The following is a 17,413-nucleotide window of genomic DNA, read 5'->3' as shown; positions in this document are numbered from 1 at the left end:
TAAGCCTTGTCACAAAATGTTGAATTGTTAGAAACCGTAGAAGAATGTGATGATGCAACGTCATTTCTTCATGCTTCTAACAAATTAATTAATCTCAAATTAAAAGCATTATTACCAAATATCTTTGTTCAAGATGAATTGGTTATGGAGTATGCCGTTGAGCCACTTTTAAAAGAAGATGGTCCGCTTGTGACAACAGATGTGGTATCTAAATTGATGTTTGCTATGGGAAAGATCTCATTAGAAACTTACGCGGATATTGGATTGTATGCCCAAGTTTTAGAATACGCGCAAAGTCAGCCAAATAAACTGTCATTTGGTGATGATATGATCTATGACTTTATTAGTAATCAAGCGATATTATCAACACAGCAAGACAGCTTTTATCTTGAGTCAATCAATCAGTTAAAGTTTTCTTCTTTTGAAGTCTTTTCTCAAATGAGATATGAGTCTCTAATAAAAACCGTTCTCAAACTTTCCTGTGAAATGTTATTAGAAAAGATAGAAGAGGAAATCACTCAATAAGGTTTCCAAATGAAAGTGAATTTAAATGTTAGTGGTTTTGATACCGAAGCGTTTTTCCCAGATAAAGACATCGCAAGAATTCACAAACCGTTAGTGGAAAAATTTACTCGGTTATATCAAGAGCAAGAAGAACGAGTCGTTATTTTTCTTTGCGCTCCCCCAGGAAGTGGTAAGTCAACATTGGCTGCCTTTTGGGAGTATTTATCTCAGCAATCTTCGTCCATTGAGCCACTTCAAGTATTGCCATTTGATGGTTTTCATTACACCAATGAAATTTTAGAAAGTAATACCACACAAAGAAATGGCGAAACCATCTCGTTAAGAAGCATTAAAGGTGGGTTTGAAACGTTTAATCTCACGGATCTTATTCGTAAATTAAAACAGCTGAAAACTCAGGCTCCAAAGTGGCCTTATTATGACCGTAATTTGCATGATCCTGTTGATGATGCGATTCAGGTTAATAAAAATATTGTAGTAGTAGAAGGGAACTGGTTATTACTGGATGAGCCTGTTTGGAGCGAACTATATAAACTTGCTGATTTTACTGTATTTATTGATACGGATGCGGAGTTTTTAAAAGACAGATTGGTTAATCGTAAAATACGGGGTGGAGTATCAGAAGAGGATGCATTAGCATTTTATGAGAATTCAGATGCGATAAATGTAGAGAAAGTACTCAATCATAGTATTAAAGCTGATTTGAATTTGTATATGAATCAAAATGGATCGTTTGAAATTCAGTAGGAGAGAAGAATGAACGTTGTTGTTGATACCCACACACACACTCTTGCTAGTGGTCATGCTTATAGTACGATCATTGAAAACGCACAATCCGCACAGAATAAGGGGTTAAAACTTCTTTGTACCACTGATCATGCTCCTGAGATGCCGGGAGCCCCCCATTACTGGTATTTCAATAATCAGAGAATTTTGCCCCGCTTTCTTCATCAAGTTGGTATTCTTCGTGGTGTTGAAGCAAATATATTAAATGTGAAAGGTGAAATAGATTTGCCTTTTTCGTCAGATCAACATTTAGATTGGGTTATTGCGAGTTTTCATGAACCTGTATTTGCGCCTGCAAGTGAAGCAGAACATACCGCCGCTTTGCTTAATGTGATAAAAAGTGGGCGTATTGATGTGCTTGGCCATTCAGGAAACCCTAATTATCCGTTTGATATTGAACGAGTCTTACAATGCGCAAAAGAATATAACGTTGCAATAGAAGTAAACAACACATCGTTAACAGGAAAAAGCCGTAAAGGAAGTGATGTTCGTTGCGATAAAATTGTTGAAATAGGCAAAGAGATTGGTGTGTACTTTACAACAGGGTCTGATGCTCATTTTTGTGAGGAAATTGCGCGGTTAGATCTGGCGATAGCATTGCTTGAAAAATACGAGATTGCAGAAGATAAAATCATTACAACATCGACCTCCCGTTTTCTTAATTTTCTTCTGTTAAGAGGAAAGCCAGCTATTCCAGAATTTGAGAGTTTGTATTAACTGATAAAACTGAACTGCTAATAGACACCAAAAAGCCGATACACATGACGAGTATCGGCTTTGTTATTCGTATTGCTCTGAGATACATTTATGCAGTTTGTAATCTCAGTCTTTCTACTGGTTTATCATTTATTGGTAAATGAATTAATGCCGCACAGAAAGCAAGCACAACTGTAGACCACCAAATTGGCTCGTAAGAACCGTAATAATCGTAAATACGACCACCAGCCCAAGCCCCTAAAAAGCTGCCCACTTGGTGAGTAAAGAACACTAAGCCATATAAAGTCGATAAGTAACGCGCACCGAAGATTTGACGAACTAATCCAGAGGTTAACGGCACTGTACCTAACCAACAGAAACCAATTGCACCGCCGAAGATAGCTGCTGTATGTTCTGTTACCGGTAAAGTTACGAATGCGCCAATCACAATGGTACGTACAAAATACAACGCAGACATAACATGACGCTTGTTGAATTTGTCACCCATTACACCCCAGAAGTAAGATCCAAAGATATTGAAGATGCCAACATAAGCCAGTGCCATGGCCGCGCTTGATGCTGGTAAGTGTTTATCTGCTAAATAACTTGGTAAATGCGTTGCAATAAACATTACATGGAAGCCACATACAAAGAACCCAGCATGAATTAGCCAGTATCCTTTATGTGAAAATGCCTCTTTTAGCGCTTCAGTAAGGGTTTGAGTGTCTTCTATTGCTGCTGTTTGTGAGCTTGGTTTTGCGGTTTTCATAAATAACGCAAAAGCCGCCATAAGCGTACATAACATTGCAAACACTTGCATTGCAATTTGCCAGTTAAAATCGTGTAGCAGCGTTTGTGCACCAGGGATCATGGCAAACATACCAAATGAACCAGCGGCTGTCGTTAAGCCAAATGCTTTAGCTGCGTGCTCAGCAGGAACCACTTTTGCTACCGCTCCTAAAATGATCACATAGCTTGTTGCACTTAATCCAAGGCCAACTAATGCACCAAGAGAGACATAAAGCATACTTGATTCAGTTGTTATAGACGTGAGAGCAAGACCTAATGCATAAGCGATAGCACCAATAATGATAATGCGTTTAGAGCCCCATTTGTCAGATGCCATGCCTATAAATGGTTGGAAAATACCAAATAAAAGGTTTTGTAGTGCAATAGCAAAACTGAAAAATTCACGACCTGTTTGGAAGTGCTCTGATATTGGCATCATAAAAATGCCGAACGATTGTCTGATCCCTAGACTGATAATTAAAATCCCGATCCCAAGCCATACTAGTGGTGGAAAACGAAAAATACTCATAATGTGCTCTTAGTGATGGTGGTGAGAATGATGGTGGTTATGATCTTGCCCTGTTTGCTGATGACAACCGCTATTAACTGCTTGCTGAGCTAATAAATTTAATAAGGTTGGTGAGTTGTGAACTGCAATTAGACTTAAAACCAATAAAACACTCATTCTGACCAATTGAGCGAAAATGGATTGTGAAAACATGCTGCGCTCTTAGGGTTAAAAATAAGAGCGCGAATAGTATGGAAAGAGGCTTGATTAGGCAAATGACCATTTGTAAAGTGATGTATGCATTTTTTGCATATATAACGACAATAAGGCTTTTTAATAGTAAATAATGCGTTTATTTTTTCATTTTCACTATTTCATTACATATTTCTTATATTAAATTGGTTATTTGTTTAATATATGTTTTTAATTTAGATATGTTTGTTTTTTATATTTAGGCCTGTTTTGCTTAAATAGTTGCATAATTTACTGCTTTATTTAAATAAGTATTGAGCAACAGGATTATATATTAGTAACATTTTTGTGTTAATCACAATTAACGTCAGTTTTTAATATAAATATATGGAATATGAAAATGAATAAGATCTTTAAAAAAACGCTATTATGTTGCTCAACTGCAATTGTTTTTTCTAGCGTAGCTTCTGCATCTGTTGTTATTCATGAACAGCAAAAAACACCTGCTTATTTTCAGCATGATGGCGTAAGCAATACTCAACTCGTTAATGATAGCTTAACAACAGTTGTTGCTGACGAGCAGTACATGATTTTAGAAACAAATACTGTTGATACTGAAACTGGTGGTGCAAACTCTCATACTATTACTGTGTTTGGCTTAACAACCGGTTCTCAAGATTCATCAACGGTTAAATACGATGTAATCGTTAATGATTACACACAAGATATCGTTCCTAGTTATGTGCTAGGAACGAGCGTAACAGGTACAAAATTGCTAGATGATGCAGGTATTCACATTTATTCACCAAGCACTGTTACCCTTGATGGAAAAGAATTGAATGAAGCTATTGATGCAAGTGCTGGTGCAGCTTCATATAACTTACCATTGATTGTTGATGGTGAGTCAGTTGCTGATGTTGAATATAAGATTGAATATGGCAATAACATTATCGTTACTCCAGGAACTAATACACCTTCATACGGATTAAACCAAGCGGTTACTCCTGAGCAATTATTTGTAGATTCAGGTGCAACAGTAGATAGCAATGAAGAGGTTGCTATTATCGGTGGTGTGAATACAGCAGAGTCAGGTAGCCACACAGCTAATTTAAAAGTTATTGGTTTAACTACCGGTTCATCTGAAGATATCGCAATTAATTACTCAGTAAACTAATACTCTAATAAAGTTATTAATAGATAAGCCATGGTAGCTACTACCATGGCTTTTTATTTTATTTCACCAACAATAACTTCTTCAACTTTACTATTTAAAAATAAATTCCGTTTTATAATTGGGTTTACTGCTGCTAATGATGCAGAGACGCCAGCCCACCCCTCTGTATTTGCTTTTAATTCTACATAAGCGACATTATTTTTGATTCTAAAGTGTGTCACTCTTCCCGCATCCTTATAAGTTGTATCGAATATCTCTTGAGCGCTTGTTTGAGATAAGTCTTTAAATGATGTTTTCGGAATGCACTTATTTTTATAAGAGGTCGATTGTAATGGGTTGGTTCCACCTATTTGTGAAAACTCAGCCATTGCATGACGATATGCGTAAATATCTTCAGGTAACGACAATATATATTCGTCATTATTACATGTTACTGTATTTGAGATTAATTGGGATTCAGGACTACAGCCAGAAAGAAGCGCTAATAATGATATGAACGAAAGAAGTGCTTTCATTTGTGAATTTCTGCAAGTTAGTTATAAGTATATTTATAAGTTTATAGAATAAACTGTCAAAAAGGTGTCTTTATTTTGATAATTATGGAAGCGAGCGCAGATTTTATAAGATTTGGCATGCATATAGAAGATATTTATATATTTATTATTCGAATGCCATTTTAAATCATATTTTTATTTTGTCTCGTTATGCACTTTATTTACAGTTTCTTTATCTCTATGAGTATTGGTAATTTTTCTATTTTTTCCTACACTTAAATGAGTATAAAAAGGAGTGTTTATGAAAGGGATCATTTTTTCAGAGTTCTTAGAGTTAGTTGAAGATCAATTTGGGTTAGACGTTTGTCAGAAAATATTAGATGAAAATGATGATGAAGGAGCTTATACCGCTGTTGGTACTTATGATCATAAGCATCTGGTAAAGCTTATTATATCATTAAGTAAAGTGACTGGCATAAGCATTGAAGATTTACAGCAAGTATATGGTAAATCTGTTTTTCTTACTTTATTTCAAAGTATGCCGGGGCTAGATGGGCAAGCATTAACTACGTTTGACTTTATCAGGCAAGTAGAAAGCTATATTCATTTAGAAGTGAAGAAGCTATACGCTGAAGCTAATCCCCCCCGTTTTAAGTTTATATCAAGTACAGAGACCGAAATGGTGATGGATTATATTTCTGCTCGTTGCTTCTCTCATGTTTGTTTTGGATTGATTTTAGGTTGTGCAGAACATTTTAATGAGAGCATTGATATCCAGATGACTCCTATTTTAGATGATGGTTCTCAAGTTCGTTTCACCTTAACCAAATCATAAAAGATTAAGGCAAAATAAATGGATGTTGATAAAACAATTGAATTATTGAATCGGAAAATTAAACGAGAGAAATCCGCGAGAAAAGCGGCTGAAGAGTTATTAGAGCGTAAAAGTCATGAGCTTTATATGGCAAAGCAATTGGTAGAAGATACATTGTTTACTGTCCAAGAAAAGGCGGAAAAAGACGTTGTTTTACTCGAGTTTAAAAGCTATCTCGATTCCATTTTATTGGATTACAACCAACGATTACTAAGAGAGCAACCCACACAAATGTTGTTGCAGAGCTTAGTTAATGATTTAGGTTGTCTTAATAGTATTCAATCAGTATGTCTGTCTTTTTCATCCAATGTTAATGGTACACTCACTCAATTATATGCAGGGAAGACACGTGAATTTGAGTCTCTTTCTCATGCTTCACATCCTGTTAAATGGAATGAAAGCCTAACTCAGATGACTGTTTTCTTTGAGCTTGAAAATATTGAATCGGGTGCAATTCAGCTTATTTTTAATGCCTCTCCAAATACTATGTGGCGCGATACAATCGAGAAACAGTTTAGCCTTATTTCTGAAATGATTAACGCTGCGTTTGAACGTAAATACCTACTTGATAAAACATTAAAAGAAAAAAGAAGAGCTGAAAGTTCAGAAAGGGCTACGAGGGATTTCGTCGTTATGATAAATCATGAATTAAGAACTCCATTAAATGGGTTATTAGGTTCAGCTGAACTTATGGAAGATACAGAAATAACGGAATATCAAAATAAACTTCTAGAGACCATTCATCAATCAGGTCAAATGCTTAGAATTATAATTAATGATTTGTTGGACTTTAGTAAGATGAGTGCAGGAATGTTAGAGCTAAAGCTTGCGCAATTTAAACCTTGCGTATTAGTGAAAACTATCGAGCAGATCTTTACGCCACAGATGGCAGAAAAGTGCTTACGATTTGATATTCACATTGCAGATAATTTGCCTCAATTTCTTATGGGAGATATTGACAGAGTTCAGCAAATTTTAGTGAATTTAATTGGTAACGCATTTAAGTTTACGAAAAGTGGGCATATTAGTTTAAAGGTAGGTTGGCAGGAAAATGCTTTATTATTAATTGTTTCTGATACGGGGTGTGGGATCCCACAAGACAAACAAAAGTCTCTTTTTGAACCATTTACTCAAGTTGATAACTCTAGTCAACGACAGTTTGAAGGCACGGGACTGGGCTTATCTATTTGTAAGTTACTCGTTGATGCGATGTCTGGTGAGTTAAGTTTTAAAAGTGAGCTAGGTAAAGGTTCTGAATTTCAAGTTAAACTACCATTAGAGGTAGTTTGCGAACAAAGAATACATTCAAGTGAAAATAATCAGTTGTCTTGTTCAATTGAAAACCTGTCTATTTTGGCTGTTGAAGATATTAAAATGAATCAAGTAATTTTAAATATGATGCTAAATAAACTTGGAATAACCCCTGATTTTGCTAATGACGGGATGGAAGCGTTAACCTATTTACAAGAGCATGATGTTGATATTGTTTTAATGGATTGTCGAATGCCGATTCTTGATGGATTTGAAACAACAAAGCGTTTAAGAGAGCAAGGGTATAGAAAACCAATTTTAGCGTTAACTGCCGGAACCACCTCAATGGAGGTTAAAGCGTGTATAGATGCTGGAATGGACGATACTTTAAGTAAACCTTATAAAGCTGCGGAATTGGAAGCAATGCTAAAATCGTGGGGAGCTAAGCTTATATAAAAAAGCCTCACCATATAATGGTAAGGCTTTCAGTTATAAGGCATATAGCTGAATTTTAGAACGAGACTTATGCTTTTTGTTCTTTCAATTCAGTATCTTCCGCTTGTTTACTGCTTTCAAGCATTTTACGAATGATGAATGAAGCAACAAAAGCGACAGCAACCATTACAACAGCAAGCACGGTGAGTAATTGGAAGTAACTACCATATACTGTTTGTACAAACTCTTGAGTAATCACGTGACCTTTTTCTTGCGCAATAGATGTTGAGAAAACTGCGCCAATGATGCCACTTAATGCCATCGCAACAGAGAAAAGACTTACTGAGAAGTTCTCAATGTGTTTTGGTGCAACAGACAGAATGAATGCCACCACTAAGCTACCTACAATTACTTCTGCAAATGCTTGGAAGAAGTGAATAAGTAAGAATACTTCTGGACGAATAATCGCATCTTCACCAACGCCCATTACGGCCATAGTTAAAATGCCAAAAGCAATGGCCGTTAGAATAAAGGCAAAACCGATTTTCGTTGCAGTTGAAAAGTGAATATCACGTTTTTCAAGCGCAGAGAAAAGCATTGAAATAATTGGTCCTGCAACAATACACCATAATGGGTTCATTGCCATTGAGGCTTCAGGAGCAATAGGGATTAGGTCGAATAAATCACCGCGCATAGTATTGATCGTTACCATGGTCATTGATGTCATCATTTGACCGTAGTATACGAAGAATGCCGTTGTTAGTGCTGTCATTATTAGGATAGTTCCCATTTTTAACGCGTCAGATTTCCCTGATTTCAGCATTAACAATACGAAGTAACCGATAGCAGCAAGACCAATGGCATAAACAATATTTTGCCCAATATCCATGTTAGAGAACATGAAGAATACCAATGCAATCATTGCTGCTGAGGTGATTAAAAAAGAGATCCAGTTTTGTGTGCTAACTGGTTTTTGATCAATATGAGCACCAACGGTTAGCAGTGGTTTTCGGAAGATAACCAGAGTCGAAAAAGCTAATAAAGCAAGAACACATGATAATAAGAAACTTCCGTGGAACCCTAAAACAAGAACAAACATTGGGAATAAGTATTGGCCTAATAGGGCACCAACATTATTGACTGAATAGTTTACTGGGTAGCAGTTTTCAAAATGTTCTTGAGTATCAAAAGTACGCTTATATAAGCTTGGGTATGAAGGAGACATTAATCCTCTACCATAACTTGCTAAAGCGATACCGCAAAGTGCCATTGGAACATTTGCAGTGTAAGATCCTAAAACGAGTAAAGCATAGCCGGTAGCGAAACCAAAGTAACTTATCGTCAGTGAGCGATAAGCACCTAAAAATTTGTCAGCAATGAATCCACCAGCAATCGCAAATAATGGACCAATTGATGAAAATGCACCAACAACCATCATGGTGTCAGCTTCGCTGTAGTTTAGTTCTTCAAGGAAAAAGCGAGTTAAAATAACCATTACGCCATAAAATGATAAGCCAAACATCATTTGGCAAAACATCATGGACTTATTTAGTTTGTTCCACATAAGGAGTCTCTTTTAGATAATTACTTTTCGTATTTTATCATTAAAAGAATGTAACAAAGTACGATATTCTCAAAAAAGCATCGTTTAAATATTGTAAGTAATAGTGTTTTGTGGTCGTTTGTTTCGTTATTTTGTATTATTTGTTTATAATATGTTTTTATTGTTTCTTAAGTAATCAATAATAAGGTAGGGAATAGATGAATCATTCAAAGAGGTTTCTTTTCGAACGATATCATCTATTTTTTAAATAAGAGAACGGAATCGTTATCGTTGAGCTAGTAGGTATTCTAAAGCGCCGACAATTGCCGCAACTTGCGCGTCATTACACTCCTGATCGGTTACTTTTTCGCTATCTGGGTAGACTTCCGTTGTTGATACGTAATCAGCATCAGTTAAGCCTGCACATAGTCCTAACTTTTTAGTCGGATAATTAATTACCCCTTCTTGAACCACATCAGAACCGATAATTTGGTTATTTTCATCTGGTGGCGCAATGTGAGTCACGGTACGAACAGAATCAATAATGGCTTTTTGGAACTCTGGAGCTGGCTTTTCTGTATCTCCAACCGTATAAAAACCATCGGGAATATAGCCTTCAATGTAAGCGATACCATCACGAGCAGCCAATGCTGGGCGAAACTCTGTTTCATCACTATCGGTTGTTTCGTGCAAATCGATATGAGCAAATACTGGTGCATCTAGTGAAGCAACTAATGTCATTAATCCTGCCGATTCTTCAGCTGGGCTATTTGGATAAAACGAGCGGTTAGGATCCGTCGCTGTTGGGTTCCAACGGTTGATCACTTCATAACCCCATGGGCTTACACAAGGAGCAACAACAATATTGAACCATTGGCTGTAGTGCTCAGCTTTTGTATCGACAAATTGCAGCGCACCATGAACTCCAGAGGTTTCGTAACCGTGCACGCCACCACTGATCAGCAATGTTGGTTTTGTATCATCCCATTGTTTTGTTTTGATACACAAAAGCGGAAAGCGTTCAGTATCATAAGATAAAGCACCATATTGTGATACATCGAAACGCTCAGATAGAGCCGTGATTTTTGTTACGACTTCTTCTTGATATGAGCGTTTTACTGTCATCGTTGAAAGCCATGCTGCTTTTTCTTGCTCTCCCCAAGGTTGGCCTTTAATGCCAATTGGGTAACTGTATTCGTCTTTCATTATCAATCCTTACTTTTGATGATCAGTTTGTTTGTTCTCGGTTCCATATAATACGATCACTTCCTCTATAAATGCCAAAATGAATGATCGCTTTTATAGAATCTTCAAAAGATTGGTTATTATCGGCATCTTGTTGCAACCACGGTAAGTTTAATAAAGAAAGCGTTGGTACAACTTGTCCTTGGTTGCCATTACCTGGTGCTGTGAATTTCAAATTTATTAAGCTATCGTCATTATCAGTTTTATTTAAACTTGCTGCTGTTGTCCCTTTTCCTACGGGTAGCGCACTAGGATCTTTACCCACATCAAAACTGAATTCAGGCATAGATAAAACGGTACAGCTGTCATCGATTTTGACGAATTGATTGCCGGTATAAGATTCCGTTTGTATTTTAGATTCAAGATCATTCAATTCAGAGCCATATGCATCTTCCATAGTGATACGTCCCCATTCTTGTCGTTGAGTATCAGTGGCTGGAAATGCGTAGCCCAGACAATCACCAGAAGCATTGGTTTTATAACAAATTTGGTCTTGGTCTCTTAAGTCATCCGCCGCTAATTGCAGTGTTATTGTATCTTCAACGGGGGCTTTAGGATTGAAAGGTTTGATGTAGCGTAAATTCGCCCCTTGCAGTTGCATTTTAGATTGTGCTGGTAATTTAATTACGTTCCCCGGAGTTGCAAAACCAGAGCGCTGACCTAAAACTGAAAGAGTTTCACTATCAATGATGGACATATTTGATGGTGAAGCCGTATAGGTTCTTAAATTCCAGCCGTTGTTATAACGCCACCATGAACCAATCGTGTAGTTTTGCAGTAAGGTTCCTGTTTCAGATAACGGGTAAAGACTTAATGTTGGTGATTCTGTAAAGCTGAACGTTTGTCCCATGTAAGTAAAATCATTACAACCCTCTTGAATGCTTGGTTTGTCCCCCAAGACATTAAAATAAGCAGGAGTAAATCGACCAATAGAGCCTGTGTTTGCTGCTTTAATTTGATATGCGGAACTGCCTAAATAGCCTTCTGGTGGGGTAACTGATATATCGAACACACCCACTTCACTAATACTTTGAGGAACACGGTTGGTACTCCCTTGTGCTATTTGATGATCGTAGTGGTTGGTTGATAAGTTACCTGTATTCCCTCCTAACTGCTGAGAAGGAGCAACTAACGTATGATCTAAAATTAAGTTATCTTGAGCATAGTTTGGTGTCACTGGGTTATCAGCAAGATAGGTGTCGTTATCTCCCATCCATGCATGTGCTTTTACATTTAAATTAAAGGTTTCACCAGCGTGAGCAAAAATAGAGCAGCTTACATCTTCTGATGGACAGTTACTGTTAGCACTTGAATTGTTTTTATCGGTAACATAAGCACTTAAACCAACAGGGATACTGACAAATAAGTCACTACCTTCAATATTTTGGTAGTAACTTTTTTGATATTTAGCATTAAGTTGCAGTTGGCCTGCATCCGCGTAATTTAGCGTTATTTTTGCTTCATTATTGGTAAAGTTTAATGCAAATGTGGTTGCTGCACTTTCTTGTTTTCCTATGTCTTTCCATGAATTATTTACCAATCCATACAGTGTAGGTGAACCAATTAAATTACTTTGTTTTGGTGTAATGTAATCAGACCATAGCTGAATGTTTTTGGTACCAGTAAACGAGTTGCCACAGCCTTTGATGGTAGCCTCAACAGGTTTATTGGCTAATTTGTCAGGAACAATAACCGTCAAACCTTCTGATTCGAAGTTTAGAGTACAGTTTTGATCACTCAATGATTGACCATTAATGCTACATAACGTGTGACTAAATGGTTTTGTTGATGGTGATGAACTCACAACATCTAATTTAACGTTACCTTGAGTAGGTTTACCTATTGATAGGTTAGCAATCCCGTTCCTAACCGTAATATTATTGCCGTTTAGCCAATAGCCATCGCCACCTAAATTACTGGTATCTAAGGTAACATCAACATCTTCAGTAAATAGAGTTGAACAAGATTCGTCAGCACAAGCACGTAATGTGACATTAGAAACATCACAAGTAGAGCCTTGTCCTGAATGATCAAATTCAAAGTGATCAATTTGCTCACCAATTGGTTTTGAGTAGAGTGCACACACTTTGAAATTATCAATCTCATGGGTGTTATAAAGCTGACCTGTTGAACCAGTTAATGACATGATGAAATTTTCAGGTGGCTCATCTTGGTTGTATGGTGGTCTTAATACGTCAATAGGCCCAATCACTTTACTAAAGCTAGGTGCGTGCCCTGCATTTACGACACTACGCTCAACCGTTACATTTGCGTTATTTCTGTTGGTGGAGTCAATAGTAATGCGGTAACGATGTGTTTTATTGTAGCCAGTATTATTATCAATATCTGGAGATACTCGATTTCCGGCAATGTAGTTATAGCCTGAATATCGAGCACCAGAACCACGTAATACAACAGATTGAGCTGTATTATAAGAGTTGTAGTTTTTAGACCCGCCTTCTTTTGAATAGTTACCGTATTCATCTAGACCGATACCAAGCCAACCGCCCGTAAATCCGGGTTTAACGGCTTCGGAGTTATTTTTAAAGCCATAGCCTAATGGACCACCAAAAGCACCCGCTTGTGGGGTTACTTCGGCATCAGAAAATACAATAGCTAAACCATCAGCACCGTTGCCGCCATAGGCCATGTAATCAAATTCAACTTCGATTTTGTTGCCAAGTGCAGGGTACAAATATTGATAAGAAGAAGCGGTTGATTGTGCTCTTCGAGCTTGTGTTAATTGTAGACGTCCATTTATGACTGTCGGTGTAAAAGACCCACTGCTTCGGCTTGTTACCCAACTCGTGGTTAGACTGTCAAAATTGTCTTCATAACAGGTCATTTCGACGTTATCAGGACATGGGTGGCGTTGCTGATAAAGTTGATTAACTTGTTCATCAGTCAGTGCTTGATCATAAACGTTTACTTCGTCAATTAAACCATCAAAAGTACGTGTTAAGTCGTAATCATTACCCACTTGTAATGGTTGTGTATTTTCTTTTAAGTGCTTGAGTGGGTAAACCGGCTCTATAATTGAACGAACTTCCACACCATTAACGAAAATAGACGCTTTATGCGTGTTATGAGCGTCATAACGGATCACAATATGTGACCAACGGTTAAGAGGAATACTCTCTCTTGTGGTTAAATTTATTGGATAATAAGTATCTTTTAGTTCCCAATACCAATTTATTTGACCTTGAGAGTTTAGGTGAAATTCATAGTTTCCATTTTTAGATACAATGGTATTTAAACGATTATAAGAAGGGTAAGAGCTAGGGTTGATCCATGCACTTACTGTAATCGTATCTTCGTTAGATAACTTACTATTATGTGGTACTTCAATGTATTGCGTTTGGCTTTTTTTGAAGTCACCGTAGCCACATGTACCCATGTTTGCCATATCAACAGGCAGTGCCGGGTTGTCTTTCTTTGGTTGAATTCGGTTTTTGGCTGTGCCGTTAAAATCGTTACCAGAACTGTCCTTAACTTCACCAATTGCACCACTCCATGAATTTTCATCTAAGCGTAAAGATAATGCGGCTGGTGGAAGGGTTGGCGGTGGGGTTAGTGTTCTATTGATATAGGCATCACCTTCCATGAATAGACTTCGACTAGAGGCTCGACCATCAATATGGGACTGGTTGTTTAAGGTTAGTTTATCATAAGCGTAAACATAGCCTTCGATATAGCTGTTATTGTGTAGAGATATATCATCATAACCAACAACAAAAAGTGAGACATTTCCTGTTTTAGTGATTTTCGCATCGTTATTTAATTCAATGTCATTTTTTACAAATAAGCGAGCACTCCCAGTCACATTAATATGTGCTGTTCCGAACATATTTAAATTTTCGACCCAGTAATCGCCTGAACTTAAAGTGACTTGAGTGCTTTCTAATGTTAGCGTTTTGATTAGCTGCTCTTGGCTATTATGGCCTAGATAGCCATCACAGGTGCCACGTAAGGTGATATTCGAATACTTTTTCTTATCAAAGTAAGATGTGCCTGAGTCACAAGTTTCTGAGCGAGAAGAGTTGTTGTGAATAAATGAGCCTAAATTAAGGGCAGGTGTATTTCTTCCTGTGATTGAACATTGGTGATAGCCACCATTGCCATCATCACAGCTATCATCTGGTAATTCGTATTGGCTTATACTTGAACAAAAATCCAAACTACGACCTTGTGTACCTTCGATTTTAGCATCGTTATACATGGTCAGTTGTTTTGGGCTAGAGCATTTCATTGAATGCCCTTGAGCTATTCCTGGAAAGTAAGTATTCGGATTAATTGTTTGAAAAGCGAATGCGTTCAATGGCATTAAACATAAGCTAAACGCTGAAATAATCAGTGAGCGAGAGAAAGGTTTAATCATCACTACGAATACCTACTTCAATAATACGTTGCAAGGTGGTGGTTCCAAATTTACATGTGGCAGTGCTTGTTAAGCTGTATACCTTTCGGCCTGAATCTAATTCACCAATAGGTTTGCATTTTACTTGTGCTTCACATTGCGATAATCCATCACCAGAGAAGGTGTAAATACTTGGTGGATTATCGATGACAAAGCAACTGCCTGTTTTTTCCATATAGAAACGACTGATCTCAATTTGAGAGCCTGATTGAGCTGCCATGTTTGTTCTGGTTCCCATAATAGAGGTGACGACATGGGTGCTCATTTTTTGTTGGTTCTTCGTTGCCATTAAAGCAATAAAACCGACGACGATAAGAACAAAAATCGTAAGAATTAAGGCAGATCCACGTTGAGATTTATTAAGGCGTATTGGCGATAAGGACGTCATGATCCAACTGCACCTCTTCATTGTTATCAGTGAAAACAAATTGCATTTTTACTAAGCCATTACGAACTAAAGACGCTTGTTCAACATTAAATGTTGCGAGCTTAATTTTTTCAGCCATTAATTGACGAGTACCAACACTAAGTTCATGTGGCGATAATTCAGCTCGAGAAAGAGGGTAATCAGCATAGCGATATAATCGACTTCCTTCTAAGCAATAAGCTATCGGTGTTTTATAAGCATAGAGTCGGTGAGCCGGAGAGTTTGCACTAAAGCTAGTTGAGCGAGTGAGTGTCACATCAATCATTTGTGCATTTTCACTTGGCTGAAAATCGATATCACGCTTTACTTCAGCCATACGGCTAATACCATTGGTTGGTAAAGTCGAACGTAAGTTCTGAGCATTCACTGGCATAACAACGATGCGATCACCAACTGAAAATCCATGTTCAGGTAACACTCGGATTTCGGTTGATTTAGCAGGTGATAAAGGTAAGGTTTCATAAACCGCCGTATTTGTGATTGGTAGCCATTCTATGCATTGTGTCGTTTGGTTGACTTCTACGCTGTTGGGTACTGCATCTCGAATTTCTTTGTGCATACGTTCCGTTACAAAACGTCCTTGAAGGAGCAGTTCTTCTCTGGTTGTTGTATCCGCATAAAGAGACATACTGTGCTGAATAATGGCACCAAGAGACAAACCAACCACCGCAAGTAAAATGATAGAAATAACCATCTCAAGTAGAGTAAATCCAAGGGAGCGTTTCATTAATAGTTACCTCGAATTACTGAAAATACGTAGTGTTGTCCTGATGGGTCGACCACATCAACAACAATACGCTTTCGGTTTCCACTAATAGCATCAGGTTCTCCATCTAAATTCGCATCGTAGAAAACCTTAATAGAAATAGAGAAGTTAGGGTAGATACCAGCTAAATCGTTACCTAATACATCTTTTACTGAGCCGGATAGTCCATTAAAGTCATCCACATCGTTGTAGAGTGTTCGATTACCCTTTTCTTGATCCCCGTCTTCACCAAGATCGTCTGGGCTTGTACAAGGGGTGCTTATTGAACCACATACTGGCAACCCTCCATTCGGGCCACTATTTTGGTCAAATTGACGCCCTACAATTTCATCCATTACCGCAGCACCCAACTCAGATGCTTTTGTTGAGTACATTAATTCAGCATTATGCTGTGAACGAGGAACGAGAGAAGTGGTTACAATAAGCAAAGCAGCACTCATAAGAACAATTGATAACACAATCGAAACTAAGCTAAATCCTCGTTGGTGTTTAGCAAGCATGGATATATCCCTCTTTTTCAATGCAAATTTTCGTTTGTGTTTTGGCATTAATTAAAATTTCACATGATGTGCTTTGGCACTGTTTTATACGTCCCATCACATCAAAATCAAAAGCAAAAGGCGTCGCTAATGTTTTGTATTGGTTTCCTATCTGTAATGCGAAATAGGCATTTTGTTTTTCTAAAATAGCCACATAAGTAATGTCTTGGTTTTCAAGATACTCATCGCTACGTTGGGTATTTGGGAAAGAGGTTGCGCATTCAGTCGTTTTATCAAGGCTAACTTGTTGTGCTCGATTTTCATTTATTAGCCATCGGTTACAGTAACCGTTTCGATTCATTGCACGAGTTTGAGTTAAACGTAATGAACGTAATAATTCCGTTTCTAATGTTTGTGCAGAAACGCTACTAATTCCAGAGAAATAGCTGCTTGCACTGAGTGAGATAATTGAAATTAAAACGATTACGGCAATAAGTTCAATTAATGTAAATCCATCTATTTGATTACGAGTCATTTTTTCGTTACAAAATATTTAAACCGTATGAAGGTTGGGTAGTTTACGGATAAAAGTTTTTAATAGAAGTAAAATAAGAAGCATTAAAGTGAACAATGCATTATCTATGTTGTTTTTTTATGTAAAAACTCATAAGTATTCATCAAGGTTATTGCGACGAGGTTCAAATTATAATTTTTACCGAAAATACTCGTATTTTTAAAACTGTCAATGGATAAGTTGATTGTGGAGCTAAAAGGGAGAGGTTGAACACTTTAATCTAAAATATAAGTGATTATTT

The 17,413-nt window shown here is 37.3% G+C and carries 16 protein-coding genes; 6 read left to right on the top strand and 10 right to left on the bottom strand.

Translation table 11 applies throughout. From position 1 onward, the window contains the following. Positions 1 to 6: 6 nt before the first annotated feature. From GNP81_RS02910 to GNP81_RS02900, 3 genes are read left to right on the top strand one after another with little or no spacing between them, the layout of a single operon-like run. Positions 7 to 525: an MltR family transcriptional regulator gene (locus GNP81_RS02910; RefSeq protein WP_155670275.1), complete on the top strand. Its 519-nt coding sequence runs from the start codon at positions 7 to 9 to the stop codon at positions 523 to 525. 9 nt (positions 526 to 534) lie between these two features. Continuing rightward, complete coding sequence (locus GNP81_RS02905) at positions 535 to 1,269, top strand: nucleoside/nucleotide kinase family protein (protein ID WP_155670277.1); 735 nt, start codon at positions 535 to 537, stop codon at positions 1,267 to 1,269. Positions 1,270 to 1,278: 9 nt separating this feature from the next. Continuing rightward, positions 1,279 to 2,025 carry a phosphatase gene (locus GNP81_RS02900; protein ID WP_155674149.1) on the top strand — a complete coding sequence of 249 codons (747 nt, stop codon included), beginning with the start codon at positions 1,279 to 1,281 and terminating at the stop codon, positions 2,023 to 2,025. 88 nt (positions 2,026 to 2,113) lie between these two features. On the opposite strand, the gene GNP81_RS02895 is transcribed toward GNP81_RS02900, so the two are convergent. Both GNP81_RS02895 and GNP81_RS02890 read right to left on the bottom strand, forming a co-directional pair. After that, positions 2,114 to 3,322, bottom strand: coding sequence for an MFS transporter (locus GNP81_RS02895; protein ID WP_155674148.1), 1,209 nt, complete (start codon positions 3,320 to 3,322; stop codon positions 2,114 to 2,116). 9 nt (positions 3,323 to 3,331) lie between these two features. Continuing rightward, positions 3,332 to 3,514 (bottom strand): hypothetical protein, encoded by a 183-nt coding sequence (locus GNP81_RS02890; RefSeq protein ID WP_011262970.1) that lies wholly within the window; start codon positions 3,512 to 3,514, stop codon positions 3,332 to 3,334. A gap of 379 nt (positions 3,515 to 3,893) precedes the next feature. Between GNP81_RS02890 and GNP81_RS02885 the strand changes: the two genes are divergently transcribed. After that, the gene (locus GNP81_RS02885) at positions 3,894 to 4,667 is read left to right on the top strand and encodes a hypothetical protein (protein WP_133416287.1); all 774 of its coding nucleotides are present in this window, start codon (positions 3,894 to 3,896) and stop codon (positions 4,665 to 4,667) included. A gap of 53 nt (positions 4,668 to 4,720) precedes the next feature. Here the strand turns inward: GNP81_RS02885 and GNP81_RS02880 are convergent, their stop codons facing one another. After that, on the bottom strand, positions 4,721 to 5,182 hold the full coding sequence (locus GNP81_RS02880; RefSeq protein ID WP_133416288.1) for a hypothetical protein: 462 nt from the start codon (positions 5,180 to 5,182) through the stop codon (positions 4,721 to 4,723). Between the two features lie 280 nt (positions 5,183 to 5,462). Here GNP81_RS02880 and GNP81_RS02875 point away from each other — a divergent pair, with 280 nt between their 5' ends. Together GNP81_RS02875 and GNP81_RS02870 are read left to right on the top strand one after the other, a co-directional pair. Continuing rightward, positions 5,463 to 5,996 (top strand): heme NO-binding domain-containing protein, encoded by a 534-nt coding sequence (locus GNP81_RS02875; RefSeq protein ID WP_155674147.1) that lies wholly within the window; start codon positions 5,463 to 5,465, stop codon positions 5,994 to 5,996. A gap of 18 nt (positions 5,997 to 6,014) precedes the next feature. After that, entirely contained in the window at positions 6,015 to 7,742 is a 1,728-nt protein-coding gene (locus GNP81_RS02870; protein ID WP_155674146.1) for an ATP-binding protein, read from the top strand. Between the two features lie 67 nt (positions 7,743 to 7,809). On the opposite strand, the gene GNP81_RS02865 is transcribed toward GNP81_RS02870, so the two are convergent. The 7 genes from GNP81_RS02865 to GNP81_RS02835 all read right to left on the bottom strand — a co-directional run bounded on the left by GNP81_RS02865 (position 7,810) and on the right by GNP81_RS02835 (position 17,133). Continuing rightward, positions 7,810 to 9,285 carry a peptide MFS transporter gene (locus GNP81_RS02865; protein ID WP_155674145.1) on the bottom strand — a complete coding sequence of 492 codons (1,476 nt, stop codon included), beginning with the start codon at positions 9,283 to 9,285 and terminating at the stop codon, positions 7,810 to 7,812. Positions 9,286 to 9,549: 264 nt separating this feature from the next. Beyond that, the gene (locus GNP81_RS02860; protein ID WP_155674144.1) at positions 9,550 to 10,470 is read right to left on the bottom strand and encodes a M14 family metallopeptidase; all 921 of its coding nucleotides are present in this window, start codon (positions 10,468 to 10,470) and stop codon (positions 9,550 to 9,552) included. Between the two features lie 22 nt (positions 10,471 to 10,492). Next, on the bottom strand, positions 10,493 to 14,887 hold the full coding sequence (locus tag GNP81_RS02855) for a DUF6701 domain-containing protein (RefSeq protein WP_155674214.1): 4,395 nt from the start codon (positions 14,885 to 14,887) through the stop codon (positions 10,493 to 10,495). Next, positions 14,880 to 15,314 carry an MSHA biogenesis protein MshP gene (locus GNP81_RS02850; protein WP_155674143.1) on the bottom strand — a complete coding sequence of 145 codons (435 nt, stop codon included), beginning with the start codon at positions 15,312 to 15,314 and terminating at the stop codon, positions 14,880 to 14,882. Before GNP81_RS02850 ends, GNP81_RS02855 begins: the two co-directional genes overlap by 8 nt. Continuing rightward, positions 15,286 to 16,080: a PulJ/GspJ family protein gene (locus GNP81_RS02845; protein ID WP_155674142.1), complete on the bottom strand. Its 795-nt coding sequence runs from the start codon at positions 16,078 to 16,080 to the stop codon at positions 15,286 to 15,288. The genes GNP81_RS02850 and GNP81_RS02845 overlap by 29 nt, the downstream gene beginning before the upstream one ends. Then, positions 16,080 to 16,619, bottom strand: coding sequence for a type IV pilus modification PilV family protein (locus GNP81_RS02840; RefSeq protein WP_155658246.1), 540 nt, complete (start codon positions 16,617 to 16,619; stop codon positions 16,080 to 16,082). The genes GNP81_RS02845 and GNP81_RS02840 overlap by 1 nt, the downstream gene beginning before the upstream one ends. Further along, positions 16,609 to 17,133, bottom strand: a complete 525-nt coding sequence (locus GNP81_RS02835; protein WP_133416295.1) for a pilus assembly FimT family protein — start codon at positions 17,131 to 17,133, stop codon at positions 16,609 to 16,611. The genes GNP81_RS02840 and GNP81_RS02835 overlap by 11 nt, the downstream gene beginning before the upstream one ends. Between the last annotated feature and the right edge of the window lie 280 nt (positions 17,134 to 17,413).

The organism is Aliivibrio fischeri, from assembly GCF_009727955.1.
Classification (GTDB): domain Bacteria; phylum Pseudomonadota; class Gammaproteobacteria; order Enterobacterales; family Vibrionaceae; genus Aliivibrio; species Aliivibrio fischeri_A.
The sequence above is the reverse complement of the archived record's forward strand: the minus strand, read 5'-3'. Positions and strand labels throughout refer to the sequence as shown.